21 protein-coding genes are annotated in these 26141 nt (G+C 44.9%); 10 read left to right on the forward strand and 11 right to left on the reverse strand.

Annotation, left to right across the window (positions count from 1 at the left end; translation table 11 throughout):
* Positions 1-588 precede the first annotated feature (588 nt).
* Positions 589-2463, reverse strand: a complete 1875-nt coding sequence (locus ACT7WV_RS06010) for a hypothetical protein (protein WP_445102032.1) — start codon at positions 2461-2463, stop codon at positions 589-591.
* Positions 2464-2749: 286 nt separating this feature from the next.
* Here ACT7WV_RS06010 and ACT7WV_RS06015 point away from each other — a divergent pair, with 286 nt between their 5' ends.
* The gene (locus tag ACT7WV_RS06015) at positions 2750-3676 is read left to right on the forward strand and encodes an SDR family NAD(P)-dependent oxidoreductase (RefSeq protein ID WP_445102033.1); all 927 of its coding nucleotides are present in this window, start codon (positions 2750-2752) and stop codon (positions 3674-3676) included.
* 45 nt (positions 3677-3721) lie between these two features.
* Here ACT7WV_RS06015 and ACT7WV_RS06020 read toward each other — a convergent pair whose 3' ends face one another.
* The 3 genes from ACT7WV_RS06020 to ACT7WV_RS06030 are packed head-to-tail and all read right to left on the reverse strand — an operon-like array spanning position 3722 to position 5399.
* Complete coding sequence (locus ACT7WV_RS06020; RefSeq protein WP_445102034.1) at positions 3722-3961, reverse strand: hypothetical protein; 240 nt, start codon at positions 3959-3961, stop codon at positions 3722-3724.
* Positions 3958-5187, reverse strand: coding sequence for an RNA-guided endonuclease InsQ/TnpB family protein (locus ACT7WV_RS06025; RefSeq protein WP_445101566.1), 1230 nt, complete (start codon positions 5185-5187; stop codon positions 3958-3960). The genes ACT7WV_RS06020 and ACT7WV_RS06025 overlap by 4 nt, the downstream gene beginning before the upstream one ends.
* 2 nt (positions 5188-5189) lie before the next feature.
* Complete coding sequence (locus ACT7WV_RS06030; protein WP_445102035.1) at positions 5190-5399, reverse strand: hypothetical protein; 210 nt, start codon at positions 5397-5399, stop codon at positions 5190-5192.
* A gap of 582 nt (positions 5400-5981) precedes the next feature.
* On the opposite strand from ACT7WV_RS06030, the gene ACT7WV_RS06035 reads away from it, so the two are divergent.
* Together ACT7WV_RS06035 and ACT7WV_RS06040 are read left to right on the forward strand one after the other, a co-directional pair.
* Positions 5982-7262, forward strand: coding sequence for an ATP-grasp domain-containing protein (locus ACT7WV_RS06035; RefSeq protein ID WP_445102036.1), 1281 nt, complete (start codon positions 5982-5984; stop codon positions 7260-7262).
* Positions 7263-7840: 578 nt separating this feature from the next.
* Complete coding sequence (locus ACT7WV_RS06040; protein WP_445102037.1) at positions 7841-8737, forward strand: succinate--CoA ligase subunit alpha; 897 nt, start codon at positions 7841-7843, stop codon at positions 8735-8737.
* 62 nt (positions 8738-8799) lie between these two features.
* On the opposite strand, the gene ACT7WV_RS06045 is transcribed toward ACT7WV_RS06040, so the two are convergent.
* Together ACT7WV_RS06045 and ACT7WV_RS06050 are read right to left on the reverse strand one after the other, a co-directional pair.
* Positions 8800-10515, reverse strand: a complete 1716-nt coding sequence (locus ACT7WV_RS06045) for a hypothetical protein (protein ID WP_445102038.1) — start codon at positions 10513-10515, stop codon at positions 8800-8802.
* A gap of 130 nt (positions 10516-10645) precedes the next feature.
* A complete protein-coding gene (locus ACT7WV_RS06050; protein WP_445102039.1) occupies positions 10646-11593 on the reverse strand; it encodes an ABC transporter ATP-binding protein in 948 nt (315 codons plus the stop codon).
* Between the two features lie 169 nt (positions 11594-11762).
* Here ACT7WV_RS06050 and leuB point away from each other — a divergent pair, with 169 nt between their 5' ends.
* Positions 11763-12851: a 3-isopropylmalate dehydrogenase gene (leuB, locus tag ACT7WV_RS06055; protein ID WP_445102040.1), complete on the forward strand. Its 1089-nt coding sequence runs from the start codon at positions 11763-11765 to the stop codon at positions 12849-12851.
* A gap of 98 nt (positions 12852-12949) precedes the next feature.
* Complete coding sequence (locus ACT7WV_RS06060) at positions 12950-13213, forward strand: hypothetical protein (protein WP_445102041.1); 264 nt, start codon at positions 12950-12952, stop codon at positions 13211-13213.
* 136 nt (positions 13214-13349) lie between these two features.
* Here ACT7WV_RS06060 and ACT7WV_RS06065 read toward each other — a convergent pair whose 3' ends face one another.
* Positions 13350-15659, reverse strand: coding sequence for an Ig-like domain-containing protein (locus ACT7WV_RS06065; protein ID WP_445102042.1), 2310 nt, complete (start codon positions 15657-15659; stop codon positions 13350-13352).
* Between the two features lie 287 nt (positions 15660-15946).
* Here ACT7WV_RS06065 and ACT7WV_RS06070 point away from each other — a divergent pair, with 287 nt between their 5' ends.
* The 5 genes from ACT7WV_RS06070 (at position 15947) to psbV2 (ending at position 20479) form a co-directional block, all read left to right on the forward strand.
* Entirely contained in the window at positions 15947-16768 is an 822-nt protein-coding gene (locus ACT7WV_RS06070; RefSeq protein WP_445102043.1) for a prepilin peptidase, read from the forward strand.
* A gap of 834 nt (positions 16769-17602) precedes the next feature.
* Positions 17603-17833, forward strand: a complete 231-nt coding sequence (locus tag ACT7WV_RS06075) for a putative signal transducing protein (protein ID WP_445102044.1) — start codon at positions 17603-17605, stop codon at positions 17831-17833.
* Between the two features lie 36 nt (positions 17834-17869).
* Entirely contained in the window at positions 17870-18817 is a 948-nt protein-coding gene (accD, locus tag ACT7WV_RS06080; RefSeq protein ID WP_445102045.1) for an acetyl-CoA carboxylase, carboxyltransferase subunit beta, read from the forward strand.
* Between the two features lie 360 nt (positions 18818-19177).
* Entirely contained in the window at positions 19178-19666 is a 489-nt protein-coding gene (gene psbV, locus ACT7WV_RS06085) for a photosystem II cytochrome c-550 (RefSeq protein WP_445102046.1), read from the forward strand.
* 270 nt (positions 19667-19936) lie between these two features.
* The gene (psbV2, locus tag ACT7WV_RS06090) at positions 19937-20479 is read left to right on the forward strand and encodes a photosystem II cytochrome PsbV2 (protein ID WP_445102047.1); all 543 of its coding nucleotides are present in this window, start codon (positions 19937-19939) and stop codon (positions 20477-20479) included.
* A gap of 8 nt (positions 20480-20487) precedes the next feature.
* On the opposite strand, the gene ACT7WV_RS06095 is transcribed toward psbV2, so the two are convergent.
* The 4 genes from ACT7WV_RS06095 to crtB all read right to left on the reverse strand — a co-directional run bounded on the left by ACT7WV_RS06095 (position 20488) and on the right by crtB (position 26137).
* A complete protein-coding gene (locus ACT7WV_RS06095; RefSeq protein WP_445102048.1) occupies positions 20488-22677 on the reverse strand; it encodes a GumC family protein in 2190 nt (729 codons plus the stop codon).
* Positions 22678-22803: 126 nt separating this feature from the next.
* Positions 22804-24021, reverse strand: coding sequence for a polysaccharide biosynthesis/export family protein (locus tag ACT7WV_RS06100; protein ID WP_445102049.1), 1218 nt, complete (start codon positions 24019-24021; stop codon positions 22804-22806).
* A gap of 360 nt (positions 24022-24381) precedes the next feature.
* Positions 24382-25173: a cyanoexosortase B system-associated protein gene (locus ACT7WV_RS06105; RefSeq protein ID WP_445102050.1), complete on the reverse strand. Its 792-nt coding sequence runs from the start codon at positions 25171-25173 to the stop codon at positions 24382-24384.
* Between the two features lie 64 nt (positions 25174-25237).
* Positions 25238-26137, reverse strand: coding sequence for a cyanoexosortase B (gene crtB, locus ACT7WV_RS06110; protein ID WP_445102051.1), 900 nt, complete (start codon positions 26135-26137; stop codon positions 25238-25240).
* Between the last annotated feature and the right edge of the window lie 4 nt (positions 26138-26141).

Here is a 26141-nt window from a genome sequence, read left to right on the forward strand (position 1 = left end):
CATCTTTTTTTTTATGGCAATAAGAAGCAAGCAGGGAGCTGGTAATCTTATCTGGGCACTAGGTGATTCACGCCAAGGGGCTATAGGCTGGAGTACTTTGACGAGGGATGTAGTTAGAGGTAATTCCTTTTATTGCAACCTGGCATGAGTAGTTATAAATCTCTAAATGGGTATCGTTGCAATGTCTATAAATTTCTCGCTGGTCGGCAATCAATACATTCATCTTTAGCATTACTTGGCAAAACATACTAATCCTCTCGATGATGGCAAGCTGCTTCACTTTCTTGCATAAACAAATCAGTTTCTCAGTAGAGCTAATATAAGCATTTGCTATTGATTACCTGTTAGTGCTTAACTTAAGCTGCCTAGACCAGATTTTATTAGCCTCAAATACACTATTTCCCTAATTTATAGGAGATTATTAAAACTAGAAACTGTCCCCAATCACAAAAAAACTAGACGAATCGCACTTCTTTTTTTGATCTTTTTTCCTCCTTTGCCTCACTTTTAGTAAATTTACTCTTGTAATTATTCTTAATCGGCTTTTCCTCTGCTCCTAAAGTTTTTGCAAGATAACTGGCTAGCTTGTTAGCTTCCTGGGCTGTGTATTTCAACCAACACACCATCGGGAGTATAAACTTCTAAACGCATTTGGAAATTATTACTAATCGCCGCCAAAGCTTCTTCTAAGGTTAATACATGATTAACGATACCAGCATGGGCAGCAGAGTTGCCACTGACTTGGGCAGTAAGTGCCGTTTTTTTCACTATCTCTAAATAGCTGGGTGTTAACTGTACTTTGATGATGTTATTGCTAATGTTGTAGTCACAAACCTTGATTTTCCCAGAGCAAACCTGGTTCAACTCATCACGGGTTTGTTGTACCTTGACTGCATATTGCAGTTGGTTTTGCGCTTGCTTAAGATCACTGTTATAGGAATCAATTAGCGACTGTGCTTTGGTGTAGTAAAAAGTGTTATTAGATACTTGTTTGGCATAAGTTAAAGCATTGCGCCAGTGTTTGACAGTCGCTGACCATTGGTTTTGCTCCTGAGATTGTTTGGCTAGTTGAGCCAGACGAATTGCCTGATTGTAAGCATTAGCCGCAATTTTTTCTTGGGTTTTGCGATCGCGAACCGATGCTATCTTGGGCTGATAGAGTGCCGACAACTGCTGTGCCTCTTGGTAGGCGGTTGTTCCTTGAGGGATTTCCCGGAGACGTTTCAAAGCCGTTTGCCAAGTGGCATAAACTAACTGCCAGTGAGGTAAAGTCTGCGCCACACCTTGGCGCGCTTCAGCAATTTGAGCAGCATCCTTTGCTGCTTGGAGTTTGCCATCAGACTGTCTCTCCTTGACTAATCTCTGATTAATTTGTGCTAACTTACTCTGATACTCCTTGATTTTTTGTTGAGCTAACGGTTGCAAGCTACTGTCTGAAGGAAGCTGTTCGAGACGTGCGATTGCTTCTCGCCAAAAGCCCTGAATTTCTATCCATCTTGAAGGTGGATGAGGCGGATTTTGACCTTTATAAGCTGCTCTAGCCGCCGTCTGCATGGCCAATACCATCTCGTTAACGTTGGTTAAGCTGGCTCGATAAGTTTTCAGGAGTTCTTGAGCTTGGGCGCGATTTTTTGACCATACTGGAATAGATTCTAGAATCTGAATCGCTCTCATCATCTGCTCTTGGGCTGCCAAAACCTCTTTCCCCGATTGAGGATTGCGCAGCGTTGTTGCTGATTGCTGACTCAACTCGTCAGCCTCAGGAATCGCCTCACAAGCTCCCATTACACAAGGACGGCTGAGCATGTAAAAGGTTAAACAAAAAACCAATACACTCAAGCCAGTACCAACCGCAATCAAAGGCAGCAGAGAACGTTTAAACTTAGCTTTTGTCGGTGTCGGTGTTTCCTCAGCAGGCAAAAATTGCTCAGAAGACTGTGCTTGTTGATTGTTGTAGCCCTCTTTTTCTTGAGACTCTGAGCCAGGAATCTGTAAATCCCAGGGTTGAGGTAAAACCGATGTAGTTGTCTGTGTATCTTTGTTTTGGATAGATTCAGTCTCTAGCAATTTGTCTTCTCTCTGCTTGGCGGTAGGAATTTCAGCAAATTTGTCTGCATCCGTTGCTCCCAGATTAGTCGTAGCGCTTGCTGTTGATGACTCTGGTGGCTTCACCATAAAAGAGTATGATGTATAAGGCTGCTGTTGCCCTGCTACCCTCAAATAAATTTTTACCTTCTGGCTAACTGAGCGATACCGGGTAAGGATTGCTTGCTCCAACACACTAAAGGTTTGATGAGGATCTGGCTTAACTGCTGCCGGGTGCTCTACCACAATAACCAACGTCCCTTTCAGAACCTGGCAGAGAACCTGCATAGAGGCAATCTTTGAGAGTTTTGAGACTAACTCCTTCTCTAAAATATTACCCAAAACTTTTAAATTATCTGGGGGCGTCGCTGTTTTCATGGGACCACACCGCTAGAGAGCAACTGGTATACCTACAGTTTCCTAAATTTGTTACTAAACTGTTGATTACTTAATTTACAAAATTCCAGCCGATAAAGCTCACCCTCTTTAAAATAGGGGATGAGTTCAAGTTCTTCGAGGGTAATTCCCGCCTTCTTTAGAGAGCGTTTAGGGAAGCATTAGTAAAAAACTACCGCAAATCTGAGACGATACTCCCTCGCTCTTCACCTTCTGAGGTGACTTAGGAAATTTTTGACTCTACCGCCAAGTTGACTGATATACAATCATGTTTAGTAAACAAGTCGTTCTCATTACTGGCGCTTCCTCAGGGATTGGAGCTGCCCTAGCGCGGAGGTTAGCTACTGAGTTTTCCGACATACGCTTAGTACTAGCTGCTCGAAACCGGAAAAAATTAGAGACTGTAGCCAATGATTGCCTCAAAACTGCTGCCGAAGTCCTGGTTGTACCTACTGACATTACTCAAGTAGAACAGGTAACAGCTTTGGCAAATTCGGCTATTGAGGGTTTTGGTAGAGTTGATGCCCTAGTCAATAACGCAGGCTACGGTCAAATGGGGCCAATAGAATTACTTTCACCAGAAGATGCCAAAAGACAGTTTGCGGTTAATTTTCACGGTCCCCTAGTGCTGACTCAAGCTTTAATTCCGGTCATGCGCCACCAAGGTGGTGGCAGAATTATTAATGTTAGTTCTTTGGGTGGTCGTCTGGCTTTTCCTACTGGGGGCTTGTACAGTTCCTCCAAATTTGCCTTGGAAGCCCTCAGTGATACACTTCGTATGGAATTAGAGTCATTCAACATCAAAGTCAGCGTTGTCGAACCAGGGCCGGTGAAGACGGACTTTTTTCAGGTTGCTAGTGAACAGCTACAGCTTGCCTTGCCGGATTTGGGAGAAACTCCCTACCGCGCCTTAAACCAAGCAATTCCAGAGATAGAACAGCGAACCTCTCGTCTGGCGTGGAGTTCTGAGCAGGTAGCAGCTGTAATTATTCAGGCCCTGAGGGATCGTCACCCCCGCCCTCGTTATGTTGCTGCCACTGGTGGTAAGACTATGCTGTTTTTAATGACTAAACTCCTACCGCGTCAGTTAGTAGACATCTTCTGGAAGCGTTTTTACAGTATCAATAAAGTTGAACAAGACTGGAGGAGTCATAAAAGTAGTCTGGAGACGGGTGTGAATGTGGAGATGTCGTAGCCTAGGCGCTCAAAAATACAGCGATTGATTTGACCTAGGAGGTTGTTAATACTCGGAGTTATCCTCTAGTGGGGAATTGATCAGCCGAATATGTTCAATTGCCACCATCAGTGCATCCAGCATAACCTCGTAACTTTTATCAGTTGAATGGTTGAGCGTCATCAAGTCCGACTGCTCTCTGAGAATGATTATCGCCTCTTCCGGATCGGTGGGTCGCATTTGATATTGCACCATTACCTTTTGACATCCTCCTCGACCTTTAGGTACGAGGATTCCAAAGATCACTCTTTGGGTTTCCTCTTTCCACGACTCGGCTTACATTGAGGAGTTTCCCCACCAATGCAGAGGTCGATGTCTCCAGAGGCGTTTAACCCTTCGACAAAGCTCAGGGCTGGCGTTCCCGTGTGCCCCACGGTACGTAGTGCTAGTTCCAAAATGTTCCGGGATGCATTCCAGTCTCGGTCTAAAACAAACCCACAATGGTGACAGCGATGTGTTCTTTGACTCAAAGACTTTTTGACGACTTCCCCACAGTTAGAGCAATTTTGACTGGTGTAGTGGGGCGCAACGGCAACCGTCACCACTCCAAACACCTTGCCGAAGTATTCCAACCAGTTGCGGAAAGTCGACCATGCAGCATCCGATATCGACTTGGACAGCTTTCTATTCTTAACCATGTTCCGCACCATCAAGTCTTCATAAGCAACCAAGTCGTTAGACTGGACTACGCATCTTGCCAACTTCACGGCAAAATCTTGACGCTGCCTACTTACCTTGAGGTGTTTTCTGCTCAAACGGTTTCGAGCTTTGGCTCTGTTTTTAGAACCCTTCTGGGTTCTAGAGAGATGGCGATTCAGACGCTTAAGAGCTTTTTCAGACTTCCTCAGATGTCGGGGATTCTCAACCGTCTGTCCATCGGAATCGGTATAAAAGTGAGTCAAGCCAACGTCCAACCCGATAGTTTTTCCTGTTGGTTCTCGTTTCTCAACCCGCTCAACATCAAGACAAAACTGAACGTAGTACCCATCAGCACGACGAACAACTCGAACCCGCTTGATTTGACTCAACTGATAGAAATGCAAGTCACGGGTTCCCCACAGCTTGAAGCTTCCAGCTTTGAAACCATCGGTGAAGGTGATGGTTCTTCTATCTTCCGACAGCTTCCATCCCGTTGTTTTGTACTCAACAGAACCGTGAGTTTGGTGCTTTTTGAAGCGTGGAAAACCCTTTTTTCCTGGCTTGCCTTTTTGGCAATTGTTGTAGAAGCGGGTGATAGCAGACCAAGCTCTTTGAGCGGAGGCTTGTCTAGCTTGAGAGTTGAGCTGAAAAGCGAAGGGAAACTCTTTGGCGAGAACAGCGCAATAAGCACTCAACTCGTATTTCCCAATTCCCTTGTTGTCCATCCAGTATCTGAGGCAACTGTTACCAACAAACCTAGCAGTACGAATGGCTTGATTAAGCCGCTCATACTGCCCGTTTGTTCCCTGAAGTTTTGCTTCAAATACCCACATGATTACGCTGACTTACTTAGGGTAAGTATAGCGCAGTTAAACAAAGCCGCGCTAAAAGCACGGGGCTTTAGACCCATTACCTTGTAAAGTGCAGAATGCGATCGCGCAAAGTTGCGAGTCGCCTGTGTACCTTCACGGAGCAACCCTTGAGGCTCTGTGATGCTCTTCATCTTTTGTTGAGAGTCGGTCAAGTAGATTCGCCAAATTGCCAAGATTACTCCTCGCCGTAGTCCTGAGAATCATTGAAAATTTTCTTGATTATCTTTGTTATAATGGGGGATTGGCATAAAACATCTTGAACAATTAGAGATAAATCTTCATTTAGCCAACTTCTGTAGTACCTAATACAAGTGTAATCATAATTTAAGGTTAATTTTTAAAATTGAAACTACAGCAGAAAGACCCACAATACAAGATTAATTGATTGATTAATTAATCTTTGAATGAGGCTCAGGAAATCTGATGAATTGCTATCTTCACTCGCTTATACACCCTGCTGAGGAATACCGCAAAGGGAATACGGACTAACGATTCTGCCACCGTTAAATTGCAAACAGTAGCCAAGTCAAATCTCATTTTATATATTACGATACGTGGAATAGATGTTACAAAGTATAAAATGAGTAACAATATTAAAAAACTGGAGATAAGGCTAGCGCCTATGCAAAATACACTCCCAAGGAACCATTTTTAGTGGATAGGTCACCGTTATCCTCTCCATTGTCAGACAAATAAAAACCAAGTTTATTCTTTAAAAGCTCAACTTGCTCAGTCAGGGTGTTGGAAAAATTGATATGGAATTGTTAGAGTACCAAGCCAAAGAATTATTTAGGGAGATAGGTATTCCTGTATTGCCTTCTCAATGCATCGATAATCCGGCAGAAATCAAAAGTCTGCAAATTCCCTATCCGGTAGTACTCAAGTCTCAGGTTCCTACCGGCGGAAGAGGTAAAGCCGGTGGCATTAGGTGTGTAGGAAATACTGTCGATGCGATCGCTGCTGCGAGGACTGTGTTCAACCTTCCCATTTTGGGCAGATACCCCAAAGTTGTGCTAGCAGAGTCCCGCTATGAAGCGGCTCAAGAAATTTATCTAGCGGTGTTCCTCGACGACAATCTGAGGCGTCCTGTACTCCTAGGTTCTCCTCAGGGAGGGGTGAATTTGGAAGCGGTCAAGGAGCAAATGCAAAAAGTAGTAGTTGACCACGAATTCTCTCCCTTTTACGCGCGGCGTCTCGTACTCAAAATGGGACTGCGGGGTGACTTGATGGAGTCAGTTAGCGGGGTCATTGAAAATATGTACCAACTATTTCTCCAAAAAGACCTAGACGCTGTGGAAATAAATCCCCTTGGTATTAATGCCCAAGGTGAGGTGATGGCTCTAGATGGCAAAATTACGGCAAACAAATATGCTTTGGGACGCCATTCGGAATTAGTCACTCTTGCGGCCAAGATCCCCGACGACAACACTGACCAATCGCCGCTTTCATGTCAATTGACTGAACTCGGTGGAACAGACGCACAAGGTAACATTGGGATTCTCTGTAACAGTAATTGCCTAGCAGCAGCAACTCTGGATTTAATCTACAAAGCCAAGGGAAAGCCAGCTAGGTGCGTAATTATCGACTCTGATGCCAACGGTGAATTGCCCTCAGCGTCTTCCTGGCCCCAACAACTTCATAAGGCACTGCAGCTTCTGACAGAAGCTAAAGATATCAAAGTTGTTTTAATCAATATTTTAGACAGCACAGCCACTAGTGAAGAAGTAGCCGAATTTATTGCCAATTATCTGAATGAGTTGGGGACAGCAGTGCCAGCTTCAGTGGTGCAGGGAGGCAGAAAGAGACGCAACGGTGTAGTTTCTCCTGAAAACTCACCTATACAATTAAGCATCCATGACTACAGCGAAAGTCAGGAATTGTCATCTCTCCATCAAGTTCCTCAGTTGGTTATTCGACTGGTTGGAGGAGAATTTGACGCTGTTAAAAAGCGTTTGCCAGCGATACCTGTACACTGGGTGAATAACTTAGATAGAGCAGTCAAGAAAACTATATCCCTAGCAGAGTCAGCCGCTTAATAGTCTTGATTTTAATAGTCAAGGGATGGTGAGAACGTATCTCTACTCGCCATCTTTTTCTAAGGGAGTATTGATAGATTGAATAGGAAAAACTCAAGAAATACAAACAGCTACAAATAAGCAGATTCTTCTGGTAAGATGATCGGTGGAGTAGTTAAGCTACTCAGGAAAAAATTAGGGGGATAAGTTGCATCAAATTTAATTGAATTAAACAGCATATTATGGAGTTGTAGACTAAGTAATTAGTAAAGTTAGTTATGGTTGTAGCTGTTTCAGAAATATTCTATAGATAACCCAGAAACAAATTAAAATGAGCTGAAAATAAACACTCTCTTCTGGTCTCTAAGAGTTCAACTAAGCTGAGGGAATCAATCCTAGAGTTGGTAAAAGAGCTACTGCGCGGGTGAAGATTATTAACTAGCAAGGCTAATGACTAAGTTAACTGCTCTAAATTAGAAAGTAATCAGAAGCGATTCTCAAAGCGCTCATTAAAGTTATAATACCAATGAGCTTGTAATCAGCTGTCTGCTCCTGTTCATCTCCGGCAATCCTCAATAGCGCTTGCAGATCAGGCAATTATGAACTTGACACCAGACAGCAAAGTCCTAGTACAGGGCATTACACAACCAATAGGTTCATACCATGCTAGCCGCATGAAAGCTTACGGCACCAATGTGGTAGCAGGCGTGAGCGCTGGTCAGGGAGGGCGGGAAGTGAGTGGAATTCCAGTGTTTGACCTGGTGGACGAAGCGCTTCGCCATACTGGTTCCGTAGATGCAGCAATTATTTTTGTAGAATCCTACCAAGTCCTGGATGCTGCCCTAGAAGCGATCGATGCAGGTATCCCGCAAGTTATTCTTGTGACTGGTGCCATCCCTCCCTTAGACGTGGTTCACTTACTCCGGAAAGCCCAAGCTACCAAAACCATAATTCTTGGCCCTAGTAGTTCTGGGATCATCGTGCCGGAAAAAATTTTACTGGGTACTCAGGAAACGGAATTTTATACGCCTGGACCGGTGGGACTAATTAGCCGCGCCGATGTCTTAACCTACGAAGTAGCCCTAGCCTTAACTCAAGCCAAACTCGGACAATCAATCGGAGTAAACTTAGGCAGTGAGCCAATTGCAGGCTCTTCTTTTCGTCAATGGCTACAGATTTTGGCAACAGACGAAAGCACCAAAGCAATTGTCTTAGTAGATCAAAGTGGCGGTGGTAACCATCAAGCAACTGCTAGATACATTGCCGAGGTAATTGATAAACCAGTGGTTGTCTATATTGCTGGACGCTACACACCAATGGATCAACAACTAAGTGATACTAGTGCTCAGGTTGCAGCTCAACTCTCAGTACCCGTCACTAGGAGTAGCTCAGCTCAGGACAAAGTGAGAGTTTTTAAAGAAGCGAAAATACCAGTAGCAGAACGTCCTTCCCAAATTCCCGATTTGCTTAAAAAAGCACTGAAAAACAAAGATTGAAATCCTTTCAAAAGAAGTACCCCCGCTAGCGGGGGTACTTCTTTTGCCAATCAGGGGCAAGCTTAGGCTAACGGTAGACGCCCGGAGCTCAAGGCTTTGGTGGTTGATTGACCAGCTTTTTGCAACTGTCGCTTCATCTGGAAACTCAATAGAGCGATCGCTAACCATTGAGCTAGCAGTGAAAGGAAGACATGGGTTGTTGTCGCATGTTTAATGGCAGCCACTGGCACGGCAGAAAACAACCACAATCCAGGAATTTCAGCAGGATCTAGCCGGAAAAAAGCAAAACTGGCCAGGGGTAAAATAATCAAGCAAACCACCCCACCAGTAGCCCAAATAGCTCGCTTTTGCGTCTTCATTAACAGCATTAACTGGGCAAGGCTAGCATAAATCATGATTAAACTAGCACTCAGTAGCAGAGCCAACAGCAAGGGTATTTTGTATTGCTTGAGGGGCAAGAGTAGGATGCTAGGTAGTAAAATTGCCGAGGTAATTGCCAGATTCAAAGCTATGGATACTATAGAAGGGCTTTTTGCTCCGCTAATTAAATCCTTGACAATGCTTTGACTCTCAGAAGTAGTAGCCTGATGTCGATAACGTGCCCAGTCCTGTAAGGCTTGTCGGTGGGGACTTAGAGCGGCAATGAGACCTAAAAACAGTAGTAAGTTAAATCCTAGCAGAAAAGCAAAATTGGTAAACAGGGTGTATTCTTGGTTCCCCCTTCCTGAATAAGCTTGTAGGGAAAATCCCAGCATCATTACTACAAAACTAGCTGAGACTCGATAGCTCTGCTGCTTACTTAAGATAGTAGTACTGGGGTTGTGAAAGCGACGCCTTAATCCCTGCCACACTAAGTAAGTCCACCAAACGCAGTTGAGCAACATCAAACCGATGGCACTCCAAGCACTTCTCCACAGGGGTAGCCCATAAAATTTCTGCCCGACTAAACTTTCCAGCTCAAAGTAACCAGGAGAGTGGGGGGTAGAATCAACCAGGTAAGGCAACACCTTAGCCGGGTAAAATAGCGTGAACCAGTCAACAGAATTATAGAGAACGGCTTCATTGGTAAAGCTAATGCTGGTCATCAAAAACGAGAAACATAAGATTGCTCCACTACCTAACCAAGCTTGAAATCCCCCTAAACCAGCACTGACTAAGCCGTAGAGAAGAGCCCCACTGTAGAAGAAAACACAGCTAGCAATTAGGACGCCGTAGAAGCTCAAAATTAGACTCAAGGGAATTTGAGCAGCTAACCCGGCTCTTAGATGTAAAGGCAGAGCTAATATTCCCACCAAATAAAGTAGAACTGGTACTCCCAGCATTTTTCCTGTCAAAATACTGATCGCAGATTGGGGGCTAAGGCGAATTAGAGCTAGGGTGCCCTGACGCTCTTCTTGCGACAAGTCACTGATTAGCATGTGGGTGCCCACCACCAACAGGGCAAACGTGCCAATGATACTCAGGCAGGCAAACAGATCTAACCACCAGAGTGATCGGTTGATCACTAAGTTTCCCAGCGCGTCTTGGAGACAGTAGTTATTGCTCTTAAGGGAGTAAGGAATGTAATTATCTGAATTCGGGGGAGAATTACCAATGCAGTAGCGGTTAAAAGCTTGGCTAGCAGGCAGAAGAGTTTGATAATACAGGTATACCAGCAGCTGACCAAAGACAGAAATAGCTGCGGCGATCGCCACATTACGAGTTTTGAGGCGTCCTTTAATTTCCCGAAATAGTTGGGGATTCCACTCCCCAAGTCTTTCGAGGTTAGATAATCTCATAGTCATATTCCTCAATTAAAAAAACTTGCGGTTTCCTAGATTCTGGCAATTCCAACGTCAAGTTGTCAGCAAAAATCCTGTTCGCCCAATATTTAGATGTCCCCATTCCTCATTGGAGCCATTCTAGATGTCACGAAGCCTGCTGATGTCCCAGATTGAGGAAGATGGTTTCTAAATCTTCTCTAGTACAGTGGAATTCTGTCAGGGGAACCCCAGCCGTAATCAGCGATCGCAAAAGCCCAGCACAATCTTCTTGGCTTCCCGCAAAGTCAATTTGCAGACCTTGGGTTGCTGGTATTAACTGCCATTTTTTAACCAAAGGATGGTCTTTCAGTTGGTTAATTAGTACGTCTAATTCTCCTAAAGAAGAAAGTATGATTTGCTGGCGACTGAAGCGGCGGTAGAGTTCCTCAAGAGAAGTACTCTCTACCAAGCAGCCTAGTTCCATGATGCCTACCGCAGTGCAAAGTTCCGCCAAATCGCTCAGGACATGGGAAGAAATCAAAATTGTCATCCCAGCTTCCCGCAGCGTCTTGATAATTTCTCGAAACTGCATTCTGGAAAGCGGATCAAGTCCAGAAACTGGTTCATCCAAAAGCAACAAAATCGGCTCGTGAATAATGGTGCGTGCCAAACTAAGTCGCTGTTTCATACCCCGCGAGAGGGTAGAAATCAGGCTGTTGCGCTTATTAGTTAGCTGTACCAATTCGAGAACTTCGTGGAGGCGTCGGCGTCGTGGTTTTCGCAACTGATACAAACGCCCAAAGTAATCTAGGTAGTCCCAGACACTTAAGTCATCATACAGAGGAAAGTCATCGGGCAAATAGCCCAGACGCCGCTTCAGTGTGGGATTGCTTTCATCCCGCAACAAGCGATCGCCATTAATGTAAATTTCACCAGTAGTTGGCTCCTCTGCTGCTGCCAACATCCGCATCAGGGTTGTTTTGCCCGCGCCGTTGGGACCAATCAATCCATATACTTCACCCACTTCTATCTGTAAATAAACGTCATTGACAGCCAGATGTCGGTCAAATTGCTTGGTTAGTCCACGGGTATCAATCGCCAGTTCTTTTACCATCGGGAAGAGCGATCACGCCAGATTTATTGCTAACTTAGCTATTTCTTGGGGAAATTGTCAGGCTGATTGTCAAAAATAAAAAACGCTATTAGTGCCAAAGCTGGGTATGATATTAAATCGGCAAAAGTTTCCACACTTGATCAACTTTTTAAGCTAGCCAACATCCATCATGACTCAGTCCTACCGCATTACTTTACTACCCGGCGACGGCATTGGCCCGGAAATTATGGCAGTAGCAGTGGATGTCATGAAAGTCATTGGCAGGCAACTCGACATCAGTTGGGAATTTAGCGAAGCTTTAATTGGTGGTGCAGCAATTGACGCTACTGGTGCCCCCTTACCTGATGAAACGCTGGAAAAGTGCCGTGTTAGTGATGCAGTTTTATTGGCAGCTATTGGCGGTTATAAGTGGGATAATTTACCTCGCCATCAACGACCAGAAACGGGATTGTTGGGATTAAGAGCGGGATTAGGCTTATTTGCCAATTTACGACCAGCAACCATATTACCGCAACTGATCGATGCCTCTAGCTTGAAACGAGAAGTGGTTGAGGGAGTCGATATTATGGTGGTGCGAGAACTGACTGGCGGCATCTATTTTGGGCAACCCAAAGGGGTTTTTACCACAGAAACTGGTCAGAAGCGGGGCGTCAATACGATGGCTTATACAGAAGCCGAAATTGACAGAATTGCACGAGTGGCATTTGAAACAGCGAGAAAACGGGGTGGAAAAGTCTGCTCGGTAGATAAGGCAAACGTGTTGGAAGTATCACAATTATGGCGCGATCGCCTGATTGAGGTGGCGGCTGACTATCCTAATGTGGAACTTTCTCACCTGTATGTTGATAATGCAGCTATGCAGCTTTTGAGGGCACCTAAGCAATTTGACACAATTGTAACTGGTAATCTTTTCGGAGATATTCTCTCTGACGCTGCCGCTATGCTTACTGGTAGTATTGGCATGTTGCCTTCTGCCAGTTTGGGAGATTCTGGGCCAGGTGTCTTTGAACCCGTTCACGGCTCAGCACCAGACATCGCGGGACAGGATAAAGCTAATCCCTTGGCTCAAGTATTGAGTGTAGCTATGATGCTACGCTATGGATTAAACCAGGCAACGGCAGCAGATCGTATTGAACAGGCAGTGCTAAGGGTGCTAGACCAAGGCGATCGCACTGGCGATATCATGTCAGAAGGCATGAATTTGCTGGGTTGTCAGGCCATGGGAGAAGCACTGATTAAAGCCCTAGCTAACGTGTAATATTAATATTAGGAATGCTTATTGCTTGACGCCCCCAAGCCTCTTGCTGTAATGATGCTGATGGATTAAAGTCAAGCTTAAATAATAGGGGTAGGTGGGTGGTATATACATCACGACAAAGGCAAGACCAATATCAAGAACGCATAGATCTACCAATGTTGCTAGACCCCTCTCTGCTGAGAGCAGCTAGGCAGATTTATCGTACCTATTGCGAAGTTCATCCTAATCTCGTGCAACGCCCGTATGGTGTGGCCATAGACAGGTATACCCATCGAGGTAAGCTAATTTTTAGAAGCAAAGTGGTTTTGTTGCCACAAGAATGTTTTGTGCCTTTTAGCCAACTGGAGGCGGAAATATATTAAGCCTGATAGACTGCTCTCCACCTCGGTGTGACGGAGGAGAAGTCCATCAGGGTTAAATGGTTAAGGGAAAATTGAGGCTATAAGCGAGATTATGATGTTAAAAGCTCAATTTTGCATTTTCCTGGTTCTAAGGTTGTTAGACAAACTCAACCTGGAATACTAAGTCCTGATAGTCTTTATCTCCACCACCAAACGTATCTTCAGCACCAAATACATTGTCTCCTAATCCTAGGAAGTGATCAACTTTGTCGGCGTTAGCTTCCTGGAAAGCGAAAAAGATATTGGTCTCTTTACTACCGCCGAGATTACTGAAATCTAGAGTCTGAAAATCGTCCTGACTGCCATTACTAATAATGTAGGACGCTAACATTACTCCACCATCAAGCACCTGCGAACCGGTGGCACTGCGATTTTCTCCAAGCTCGAATTCCAACACTGTTCGTTGGAAAGCGGCGGCAGTGTAACCGGCATCCCCTGGGTTAAGATCACCAATCCGACCATTGACATCATCGATAGTATAAAGACCGACAGCATTGTTAAAGGCGGCTTCGCTGGTGATTGTGAAGTTAGCTGTTACCTGACCTATCAGGGTTCTTAAATCAAAGATTTCTGCTGGCTGACCTCCTTGTAAACCTGCTCCAGTTAGGTTAGTTTCCGTAGTTTCTTGGGCAGCAACCTCAATCTCACCAAAGCTGAGGACGTTATTAATAAAGGAAGATCCGCCTACAGAAAAAGACGATGAGTCAGCGTCTGCAATTGTGCCATTTTTCACCTGATAAAAGCTCAGGAAACTACCATTTTCTAGGGTTAGTTGGCGGCTGGGTAAAGAAGTACCTTCGGGAGTGTTGCCGAGAACAGAGAAAATTGCCTGTCCAGAAGCTTGTGTCCGAGCAAAGGCTGCTTCTTCATAACCTTCCTCACCTGGGAGAATGCCGCCAATATTACCGTCAGAACCGTCAACAACGAAAAATCCAATTTCATCTACATTGTCAAAACCGGAGAGGTTTCGAGAAAGTGCGAACTTAATAGCAGTTGATGTGGCAGAAGCAGAGGCGCTTTGTACAGTGAAAATACCATCGGCGTTCTGAATTAGACCGACGCCAACAGAGTCAGGTTCTTCAGTAATGCTGACCGTAACTGTTGCTGTATCAACCCCACCCTTGCTGTCGTCAACAGTGTATTCAAAGGTGTCACTTCCGAAAAATCCAGTATTAGGGGTATAAGTTATGCTGCCATCGTTATTAACTGTGGTCGTGCCGTTGGTTCCACTCGTTACCGCAGCTAGCGTTAGTGTGTCGTTGTCTTCATCTGTATCGTTGTCTAGAACAGTAATAACTACAGCTTCATTTTCTTTAGTGGTGACGCTATCGTCTTGAGCCTGAGGAAGGTTATTAACTGGTGTATTAACGCCAATACTGACTGTGGCAGTCGCAGTACCACCCTTGCCGTCGTTGACGCTATAAGTGAAGCTGTCAGATCCGATGTAATCTTGATTCGGGGTGTAAATGACAAAATCGTCGTTTGGATCAATTGCTGTGCCATTATCATTGACTACCACAGTACCGTTGTTGGTAGAAGTAGCAATTGTTATCGTCAGCGCATCGCCGTCAATATCAGTATCGTTGTCCAGCACACTAATATTGACTGGAGTATTTTGGTCGGTAATGATACTGTCGTTTTCGGCAGTCGGCGGATTGTTTTCTAGGTCAACATCATTATCGACAATTTCTAAACTAGCTGTATCTTGAGTACCAATCACACTTCCGGTACTGGCATTAGCTAAAGTGAGAGTTAGGTTTTCCGAACCTTCAATCACAGCATCGTCAGTGATGGGAATCGTGAGAGTCTTAGTTGTCTCACCCACAGCAAAAGCAATGGTTTGAGTCGTATTGTCGTAATCCACTGCACCAGTAGCAGTACCGTCAGTTAACTGGAGATCAACACTGGAAGCGACATCAGTATTACCCGTGCGGTTGATCGTAATTTCTGCAACTGGAGTACCGTCTTCGTTAACGGAGTAATTCGCCGCAGAAAACTCAACGCTAGGGAGTAGATTGAAATCAATATAGTCAACTCTAACCAATTCCTCCAGATTGGCTGCTCCCGCGATTTGTATACTGTCACCCTCAGCGATGAAAACACTTTGGCTAATCACCCGCGTTTGTTCAGTGGCGGGACCAGGTAGAGATTCACCGATGGGATCATCGAGAGAGAATTCGTCTATTAAACTACCATTGAGGGCTACTCCTAGCTGACCAATTCCGTCGTTCTCGTCGTAGTATCTGATTACTACTTCGTAATACCCACTGGGTTGATTGAAAATTATTGTTGCGGTGCCTATGTCATTACCTGAAGGGAGTCTTATTCCTTGACCACCTGAAGCGCCGCTAATTGTCTGAGAAGCAAATGTGTTCAACTGAAAACTTTCCGCTTCAATTCTTGCCATAGTACTCTTTTCTATAGAAAAGTTGCAGGTATAAAAAAATATCTCTTTAGTAGAGATTCCATCTACAGATACTCAAACTCACACAACTTTCCGGAGGTCTTCTGTCGATTTTTTCCCTGATTCTACCTATAGTATGTGCCTAGAAACCTTGACATATAAGCTTTTTGGCGGCAAACAGCAATAGTGGTTTAGGTCTATAAATTTACAAACCCTATAATTATCTATTTGTATATTTTTGGGAAATTTATATGATAAATACGTAAATTACTAGCAGGATTTTATAAAGAATGGAATTATTAATCACTGCTTTTGCTTACTTTATTGTTTTCACTCTAGGGTCATCAATTGGTAGTTTTCTGAACGTTTTAGTTTACCGTCTACCAGCTAATTTATCTATTCTCTGGCCTCCTTCGCGTTGTCCTCATTGCTTACATCAATTAGGAAAACTTGAGAATATCCCGATTTTTGGCTGGCTGCGGTTAAAGGGTCGCTGTCGCCACTGTAGAAGCCCAATTTCTATCCGCTATCCCTTAATAGAAACAGTCACAGGTATATTATTTTTCCTAGTTTTCTGGAAGTACGGTTTTACTGTGACTACTTTGGGTTACTGGGCTTTTTTAAGCTGGTTGTTGGTACTCTCTCTAATTGACCTAGATACCATGACTTTGCCTAACTCACTAACCCAGTCGGGATTGATTGCTGGCTTGGTTTTTCAAGTTACGCTTAGTTTTGGGCAGGCTTTTGAACCAACAGGAGTATCCCAGCAACTTATGACTGGTATTACTGGTGCTGTTCTTGGTATTTGGCTGTTTGAGATTATTGCCTTTGGGGGATCAATAGTTTTTGGACAAACTGCAATGGGTGGAGGAGATGCCAAACTAGCCGCAATGATGGGTGCCTGGTTGGGGTGGAAATATCTGCTGCTGGGAGGATTTATTGCTTGTGCAGCAGGCGCATTTATCGGTGGAGGTGCAATTGCCCTTGGTTGGTTAGACAGACGACAACCGATGCCCTTTGGTCCTTTCCTCGCTCTGGGAGCAGCATTGACCGTATTTTTGGGTGAGCTAATATTGTCTAGCTACCTCAATCTATTCTTCCCTTTGAGTTGAAATAGATAGGACTTATATTGAATAGAAAAAAGAATGCTACCAATCATCTGCTCCCTGCTTGTCATCCGTAGCAAACATTAACGATTTGATATTACGCACTCAATTGTCATGCTAAAAGAATTGAGCATAAAGCATCTCAGGCGCTATCGCTCAGGATGATCTAGTTTCATTAGGGGGCGTAAGTAGTCCTAGTAGAGTCAAATTCCCTAGTTTTGGGTTTCAGAGAAGATGCCTAGTCATTAGTGGTATTACTCTAGACTTTTTGCTTAAATTTCCTAAAAAGAATACAACCCAGTAGCTTGGGATTTCAGGGCAAAAAACGCTATTTTGATAGGCTGAACCTCAAAATATGGGGTAATTGTGTGTTTGGCGACAAACATCTGGATATTCACTTGGTAAATTCCCAAAGGAGGAGTTAAACGTTACACTCTGCTCAACAGCAAGTTATCTCCCGACCAAAGAAGTCAGGAAGACTGCTAGGAAAAAAGGCAAGAGACAACAACCACCAACCTTATACCTAGTTATTGGTAAATTGCCAAAGAACAGGGAAGAGTGTAGGAGCAGTGTAAGGAAAAACTCTGTATTAAGACGAGAAAAAACCATAATCACTCCCTACCTTGTAATTAGGCGAGAATAAGCCCATAATTCAACCCAAGAAGGCTGCGTTTATTCTGCTATTAGCTGAATTTATACTCCGATCAAAGGGCAAAGTAGCCCAGAAAAAGAGTTAAGTTACTCAGCTTAGCGCTCCCCATCTAGTAGAATTAAACTCCTACGGTGGGGCAAAGAAGGTAGGATGTCGAAGGGAAACTATGATCTTGATAAGATTAAGCTGTGTCCTGGATAACAATCAAAACAACAAAAACCCGCTGGGAAGCCGAGCTAATGCAGCAGTTACTAGCGGGCCACGACATCCCCAGCCGGATTCTTGACACGGGCATAACTTCCTATTTCGGTGCAGGAAGTCCGGCAGCTTTGCAAGTTCGCTCACAAGATCAATGGACGGCTTTACTGCTACTGAGTTATCCAGAAGAGGAACAAGCAGAAACATCAGATAACAACTAAATAAGGAAGTAAAATTTTAAGGAATTAGAAATTTTTATGTCTCTATTTGATTGGTTTGCAAATCGACGGAAATCAGAACCGATTAATCAACAACGGCAGGAGTCCGAATCTGAAATTGCAGATGGGCTATGGACAAAGTGCGAGGCTTGCGGCGTTCTGGCTTATACCAAAGACCTGCAAGCCAATCAAATGGTCTGCCTAGAGTGCGACCATCATATACGGGTTCACAGCGAAGAACGCATCCGCCAGATTATTGATGCTAATACCTGGATACCCCTCAATGAGCAAATACGTCCTGCTGATCCCCTAAACTTCCGCGATCGCAAATCTTACAGCGACAGGCTGCGAGAAACCCAAGAGAAAACCCAGTTAGTAGACTCGGTAAAAACTGGCAATGGTCACCTAGAAGGTTGTCCAGTTGCTTTGGGTGTCATGGATTTCCGCTTCATGGGTGGCAGCATGGGTTCTGTTGTCGGGGAAAAACTCACCCGCTTAATCGAGCAAGCAACCCTAAGACGCCTACCAGTAATTATTGTTTGTGCCTCTGGTGGGGCTAGGATGCAAGAGGGGATGCTCAGCCTTATGCAAATGGCAAAAATATCTGGAGCCCTGCAGCGCCATCGCGAAGCCAAGCAGCTTTATATCCCAATTTTGACCCATCCTACGACTGGCGGTGTCACAGCTAGCTTCGCCATGCTAGGAGACATGATTTTGGCGGAACCGAAAGCCATGATTGGTTTTGCCGGACGCCGAGTCATTGAGCAAACCCTCCGAGAAAAGCTGCCAGAAGGTTTCCAAACCTCCGAGTATTTACTACAGCACGGCTTCGTCGATGCCATTATCTCCCGCACTCAGTTAAGGAAAACCCTGGCACAGCTAATCCGCTTGCATCAGCCGCAAGCTAATACACCCTTAGTAGCTCATCATTCAGAAACAATGACTTTGAGCGTCACAGGTAATAATTTCTCTCAGCCAACTAGCTGATTAGGGGAAGTTTTCGCTCCCAGAAGCTGTGCTTGAGAAAAAGACAAATCTCCCAAAACTGGGTTTCTCTTAGCAGTAGAGTCAAAAAGCCAGTTTGACAAAACCAAAGAAACCCAGTTTCTAGTACCAAAATCCTTGATAATTACTTTATAAACGCTCTCTCAGTGGCATCATATTCATATTAGATTGATTCTCTCTTAAGCAGCCAGCCAAGGATTAAGGGTTTGGCAAACTTATCCCATTGCGGATATGCAGAAAGTCAACTATTTCGACCTCTAACTAGGTCGTAGGCTGGAAACTGGAGAGTTTCCCACAAAATAAACCAATCTACTGAACCAAATTTTTGAAGGAGAACCAAGAATGAAGCGATTCATATTGCTGGCTGTAGCGACAGTATTCTTCGCCTTTCAAATTGCAGTCGCGACCGCAGCAGCAATTGAACTAGACGAAGATATCCGCACGGTGCCATTAAATGAACAGGGTCAAACTACTGTTTTGAGCCTGGAGCAAGTTAAGCAAGGCAAGCGCCTCTTTAACGATAGCTGTGCTCAATGCCATGAGGGAGGCAGAACTAAAACTAACCCTAATGTCAATTTAAGCACTGTTACTCTTTCTGGAGCCGAGCCACCGCGCGATAATCTTGCCGCTTTGGTTGATTACATCAAAAATCCAACCACCTACGACGGGGAAATTGAGATTTATGAGTTACATCCCAGCACCAGAAGTAGTGATCTCTTTCCGGAAATGAGAAACCTGACAGAAGAGGATTTAGAATCGATTGCCGGTCACATTCTCCTCGAACAGAAAATTCGTGGCATCCGGTGGGGAGGCGGTAAAGTCTACAACTAATAGCTGATTTTTGTCAGGGGATTCATTCTCCTCTTAAGTTGAGGAGCTTTTCAGAAGACCACGAACACCCCGCTCAAGGCTTGCTTGCCTCTGCCACTCCTATTCTAGGCGACACAGAAAAGTGTAATTGTAGCTGTTGCTTCAAACACTAATAATTTTGAGTGCTGCTGGAACTACTGGCGTGTTAAGGTGAGCGAACCTTGAGCGGTACATCGCAATCAATCTCCTCAAAGCTAGGAAAGATCAGAAGACTCACTGCATGAATTAAAAATGCTGACTAGATTAGTTAAAAGTACTCAGTTTTTGTCTGCACTGTGGCATCAACTGTTTTCCCTTCCCTCTCTGATTACCATTTTTTTTGCTATCTCCAGTGCCTTATTGGTCAGCTCACCCGCTTATGCTGTTACTGACGAATATGTTAAGCGCTACCTAGAGGTCACAGAACCAATTCCTCTTCAGGTAAATGACCAAGGTCAAACCAAACCCTTTACTGCTGAGGATCTCAGTCAGGGTAAGGAGCTGTTTAAAACCAATTGTATTAACTGTCATGTGGGGGGCGCGAATATACCTTTCCCACCCGTGTCTCTCACTCTAGATGACTTGGCTGGAGCTACACCTCCTCGCGACAATATTAATAATTTAGTAGCTTTCTTTCGGCAACCAATGACTTACGATGGCAGCGAAGAAAGCTTTTGGTGCCGTGAAGTTACAGAAAGCTGGATGTCCCAGGAACAAGTAGAACAGTTAGCCGCCTTTATTCTCAGAGCCGCACAGAAAGCACCAGGATGGGGAAGTAAGAGCATTTCTCAATAAATTCTTCCTCAAAAGCGCGTTACTCTGGTGGTAACGTCATCGCCTTTCTCAGAGTTGTCCTGTTCAGAGGGGTCTTTTGGCTCGTACTCCGTTAGCATGCTGTCAAATTCTGAGACGTAAACAGGTCGATTTACACCATTAATAATTACTCCCAACAGGGGTGATGGCTCTTCTTTAGTTAACTCTTCAAAGGCTGTAGCTAAAATACCCTCCTGGGTATAACCAGGCCTGGTGACCAGCACTAAGCCATCTGTTAATGGTTCCAGTAACAGAGCATCATTGCAACGCGAGAGAGCGGGAGTATCGATAATTACAAAGTCAAAGCGACCACGAGCATCTGCCAAAAACTGCCGAAATTCTCCAGACTCAAGGATTGCAACGGCTTGTCGTTGTGGCCCTGGACTAGGGGCGATGTATAAATTCTCAATTAGCGGAGCTAAACGAATAGCTCCGCTAATTGTGCTGTAGTAATGTAGGGGTTCAGCGCTAGTTTCGGGGTCAGCAGTTACTTTGAGAAACTGAGTTTGAGAAGGCGATCGCAAATCAGCCTCCACTAAAAGAGTACGCTTACCAGCTTGTGCAGAAGCGATCGCCAAATTATAAGCGCTCACCGTCTTACCCTCTCCCTTGAGAGTACTCGTGATTAAAACCACTTTCAAGGATTGGTTTCCCAAACGACGGAGGTTACTGCGGAACATTTCGTAGGACTCTAAATAAGGGGAATCCGGCTTACTCAAAATTCCCGTTTTACCCAAATCTGGATCCAGTACAGTTACACTAGGCAATTCTCCCAGTAACGGCACATCGTATTCAATGAGTACCTCCCGCACTTCTTCTGGAGTGTAGAAAGTATTATCCAAAGTTGAGAGCAAGAAAATTAACCCACCAGCCACCACTAAACCAAAAAAGGCACCCCCAGCCAAAATAACCAGGGGACTATTGGCATTTTCTTCTAACTCTACCGCCGCAACATTAGGAGGAGCAGCAACCGTCAAATTGCTTACTGTCTCTGCCTCAGCCGCTTCCGCGTCCGCTAAAGCTGCCTCCAGCTTGTTATAGTACGCCTGTTTTCGCTGATAATCCTGTTCTAGCCGCCCTTGTTCGAGCTGTTTGTTAGGAAAATTTTGGTACTCCTGGCGGAGTTCTCGTTCTGTTCTCTGGGCAACTTGCAGTTGATTTCTGAGTAAATCTCTCTGGGTTTGCAAGTTTACCAACTGGTTAGCTAGTTGCTGGCGTGCTGGATCAAGATTACTGTCTTGGCGAATTTTACTGGGTGTTAGTGGTTCTCCCACACCATTGCCACCAATGACCTCATCAGCACGCTCTTTGAGGAGCTTTTCATAAGCTTCCTTCTGTTTAGCTAACTCAACCATAGTCGGATGTTCCGGTCGCAAACTACGGCTAAAAAGTTCTAGTTGTGTCTCAGTTTGCAGAATAGAAGCTCGCAGGTTAGCAATAATCGGGTCAGCACTGAGAACAGAATTAGTATAAGCCTGGTCAGGAGTCAGACCTAGGCGGTTAACTAGGCTGTTGAGTTGAGTTTCAATACCTTCTATTTGTTGTTGAATCGTTCTTTGCTGTTGTTGGCTACCCGTAATTGCGCTGACCAAAGTGCCATCTTGAGCTGCTAATAAAGCTGTACCTTCAGTACGGACGTAATTCTCTAGTTGTTTTTCCGCTGTCTTGAGTTCCTCTTCTGCCTCAGGTAAACGTTCTTTAATCGACTCTTGTATTGAGCGCAGTCGTGCTGTGTTCACCGAACGGCTCTGCTCAATCATCTTCTGCATCAGCACTTCGACAATTGTCTGTGCTCTTTCACGATTGCTATCGGCGTAGGCAATGCGAATTATTTGTGCTTCCTTTTCTTCCGGTAACTCCAAATCCACCTTCTCAATCAGTTCTTGTGGCTCGACTTTTGAGCGTGCTGTGACTGCTGTGAGTACCTGATCCGTTAGTAAATCTGCCTTGGTGAGTTGGGTGCCCTGCTGATTAATTTGAACCCCCGTCTCCGACAAGATACTAGGAGCAGTACTAATTGCCAGAACACCCTGAGCCTTATAGATGGAAAGAGCCGCAGAGCGAGGCCCTTGGCTAAGGACGAAAACACCTGATATCCCTGTAATCAGAGCAAAACTAGCAATGCCAATTAACTTATGTTTGTTAAGAGCGATTAGATAGCGTTTGACGAGAGGACTCATGGCCGTGTCAGCGAAGGTTTGCCTCAGCAGGGTGTGGAAAATGGGAGAAGTCAAGAAGCAAGCGGCTAAGAAACCTTCAGATTAACAACCACTGCTCTCAAATTTCTTGCCAGATAACTGTCGTTACTAGTTGTTATTGATGCCAAAATCTTCTGTGATCCGCTCAAAAAAGCGACTAAAGCCCAGAAAATCTCTAAAGGGTCGAGTAATCACACTTAAAGCATAGGTAATGCGAGCAATCAGGTTACGACCCACAACAATGACATCGTTATTCTGGAGCGGCACATTTTGCGCCACATCACCCAACAGAGCCCTTTTTCCGTCTATTTCTTGGCTGAGAGCTTTGCCTCGTTCCGGATCAAAACGAATCAAGGCAATTTCTCGTAGGTTAGCCTCATTAGCGTTAGGACTGATTGCTGCCAAAGCATCCACAAAATTACTGCCATTAGGCAAAGTCAGGTTACTAATTCCTCTACCAGCGTAGTTCAAAACGCGAATATTGATGCTCGGTTGTGCAAAGCTAGAGCGAGCCGCCAGAGTGCGGTCATAGTCATTCGTATTCTCTGAATCTAACTTGAGGACAATTACAGCATCCCCATCTTGCAGGCGCAAATCTGGTAGGCTAGTCCCATTTTGCAGGGGCGTGAACAGATCAATCTGTTTCTCGCTAATCGAGCCATCCACCAACGACCGACGACGCACCACAATAGTGCGCAAATCTGCCTCATTAGTAGCACCGCCAGCGGCTAGTAGAGCATTATCTAGCTTAGCTCCTGGGTTAAGGGCATAGTAACCTGGTTTGAATACCTCACCAGTGACTGTTACCTGAGCTGGACGAAAACCAGCTACGACTACCGTTACTTCCGGGTCAATCACAAATCTATTGAGACCCGCTCGAAGTTGCTCTTGCACTTCTTCTACTGTGAGACCTGCTACTGGTAATTTACCCAGTAATGGCACGACGATATTACCCTGTATATCGATGCCGTAACTAAAACTCAGGTCAGGGAAATTTTGTACCTGTACCTGGAGCGTATCTCCTGGGCCAAGGCGATAGCGGCTAAATTGCTCTGCGGGTGGACTAACTTCCCACTGCTGCTCTGGATAGCCTAAAGGAGGCGGCACAGGATTTGCTTCCAAGGTTTCGGCGGGGGGGGTAAAGCTGGGTAGCTGCACGCCACTGTCTGGCAAGGAATCCTCTGTGACTGGAGGTAGAGGAATACTCTCGACCTCGCCCTGTTGAGGTGCAAATGTCGGTAAACCTACTAACGTCTGGCTGGATCCAACGTTGGCTAAAGTAGCAACAGCAATCAACCAGAACAAGAGAGTACCTGATAAGGGCACAGCGGTTCTATAAAAACTCGCAACGGTAAGAGCAATCAATTGATGCCACGGCAAAAATGACTTGAGCTTTGGGTTGTTTACTGCTGATTGGAAATTCATCAAAACCTGGACACAGGCGCATCTTCTGCTTCCTGCCTCCTGAATTTTAGCCGGATGCAGTCTTGCTCAGAGCCTATGGGAAAACTGGAAGTGAGAGATGGCAAACTAGGGACGGGTAAAGACATAGGCGAGCTGGCATTGTGCCGCTAGCAACATAGATATAGACAAATATATATTTGGTGAATTTACTCTCAACAGAGTCTTTGTTGGGTAGGTTCTTAATCAGAAAAATTTGTAGATGCCCAGATCATTGCATCTGCTTTAAGATGCTTCCCTCGATGCTTTGGTCAGAGGCCCTGTCATCAAGCTTGTTTGTACCATCTTAGCTAGGGATTCTGCCAAAGATCGAGATGCTTCAATATCGCCCAAGGGTTCAATGGGAATTTGCAGGCAAACCGCAACCCAAGGTACTCTGTTACGACGCAATTGAGCAAATTGATCTGCCCAAAACCACCTGCTGGGAGCTGGGTGCCCACCTCCTGGCCAAGCATACCACTGTAGTATTGCTAAAGTTTGCTGTTGCTCGGTCACGTGCTGCTGCTGCTTTCTGCTTAAAGTCTGCCACTGCTCAGGACTTATTCTAAAAATTTGTCGAGGATAAGCTCGAAAGAAAAGAGCTTCAACCTCTGTTGCTGAGCCAGAGGGGTTAACCGCCAGCCGTATTCTTGTCTGGGAATCTGTTTGCCATTTATAGAATCCTTTGATAGCTTCCCACTCGACTTGGGGCTGTGATTTAGAATCACTCTGGGGTAATAACAGCACTCTTATCGGTTTGGCATATTCTCCCTCAATTTTCTGATACGACCATTGATGACCGCCAATTTTTCTGATTTCTTGCTCAATAGTATGCCAGCCAGAAATTTCCAGCCCAGTTGTTCGTAACTTTCGGATTTCCTTGAGGTTAGTAACTGATGGTAGTTGCGCCCAAGGCCAGTTTCCCGTCCAGTAACCTGGTACTGCTCCCATGACTACCAGGACTAAAAGAAGCACTAACACCAGCATTCTCTGAACTTGAGAGCGCTGGATTCCCTTGAACAGACTCACTGATTTCATCTTATTTTGCCTTGAGTGCAGCACAATTTGAGAACCCCATTAGCTGCTAGCCAAGACGTTTTGCTCAATCTTCGCCTTCTGCTAGGGTAGTTGATGCCCCTGACAACCAGTTGTGTTTTTCAATCATATTAATTAGCGGTAGCAGCAGGAGTAACATACAGGCAGAGTAAACATCACCCCCCCAAGAGTCGTGCAGCCACCTAAAAGCATTTTCTTTGCCTGCACCATGAAAGAAAGTAAGCAGCGTATTACGGACGATATTAGCGCTAATGCTGAGTAAGATAGCACCAAACAAAAACAAAGTTGTCTTCTGTCGTGACTTCCAGGTATCTGTCCAATAAACCAGCATCAAACCCACATAAAGACTGGTAAACATCATCTTAAGACCAGCACAGTGGGGCGCTACTTCCACAATACGTCCACCAACAAACAAGTTAATCCCTTCAACTGTAACGTCAATGCCGAACTGGACTAGGATGAAGCCAGCTACGCCTGCAATGAATCGCTGTAGTGGCAAGATATAAGGTTCTATTAAGTAGGGAACTGCTGTTGGTGTTGCTAGCCATACTAGTAACAGGGGAAAACTTTGCAGCTTAAAGCCAGGACTACCCTTTAACCAAAAACACAGTCCTGTTAATACGGTGGGGAAAGATAAATTGACCAGTTCTGATTGACCACTCAGATAAAATACTCCTCCTAAAACCAGGAGAACTGCACCGAGAGGATGGGTGCTATCTGGAAGCCGACGCCAACGTTGCCGATGCATCCAGAAAATGTAAACGGCAAAGGGTAAACCAATCAACCCATGGCTGAAGTACTCGTGTTCAATACTGATACTTTTGTTGAGCCAGCCATCATACCAGTGAAAGAGTAGGGGCCCATAAAGTACGCTTAGTAAAGCAACGATCAAGCCATCTAGCAGGTAACGCTCGACAGCAACAGGAATCTTGCTTCGATATTGCATTTTA

This window comes from Symploca atlantica LB2515 (assembly GCF_052546295.1).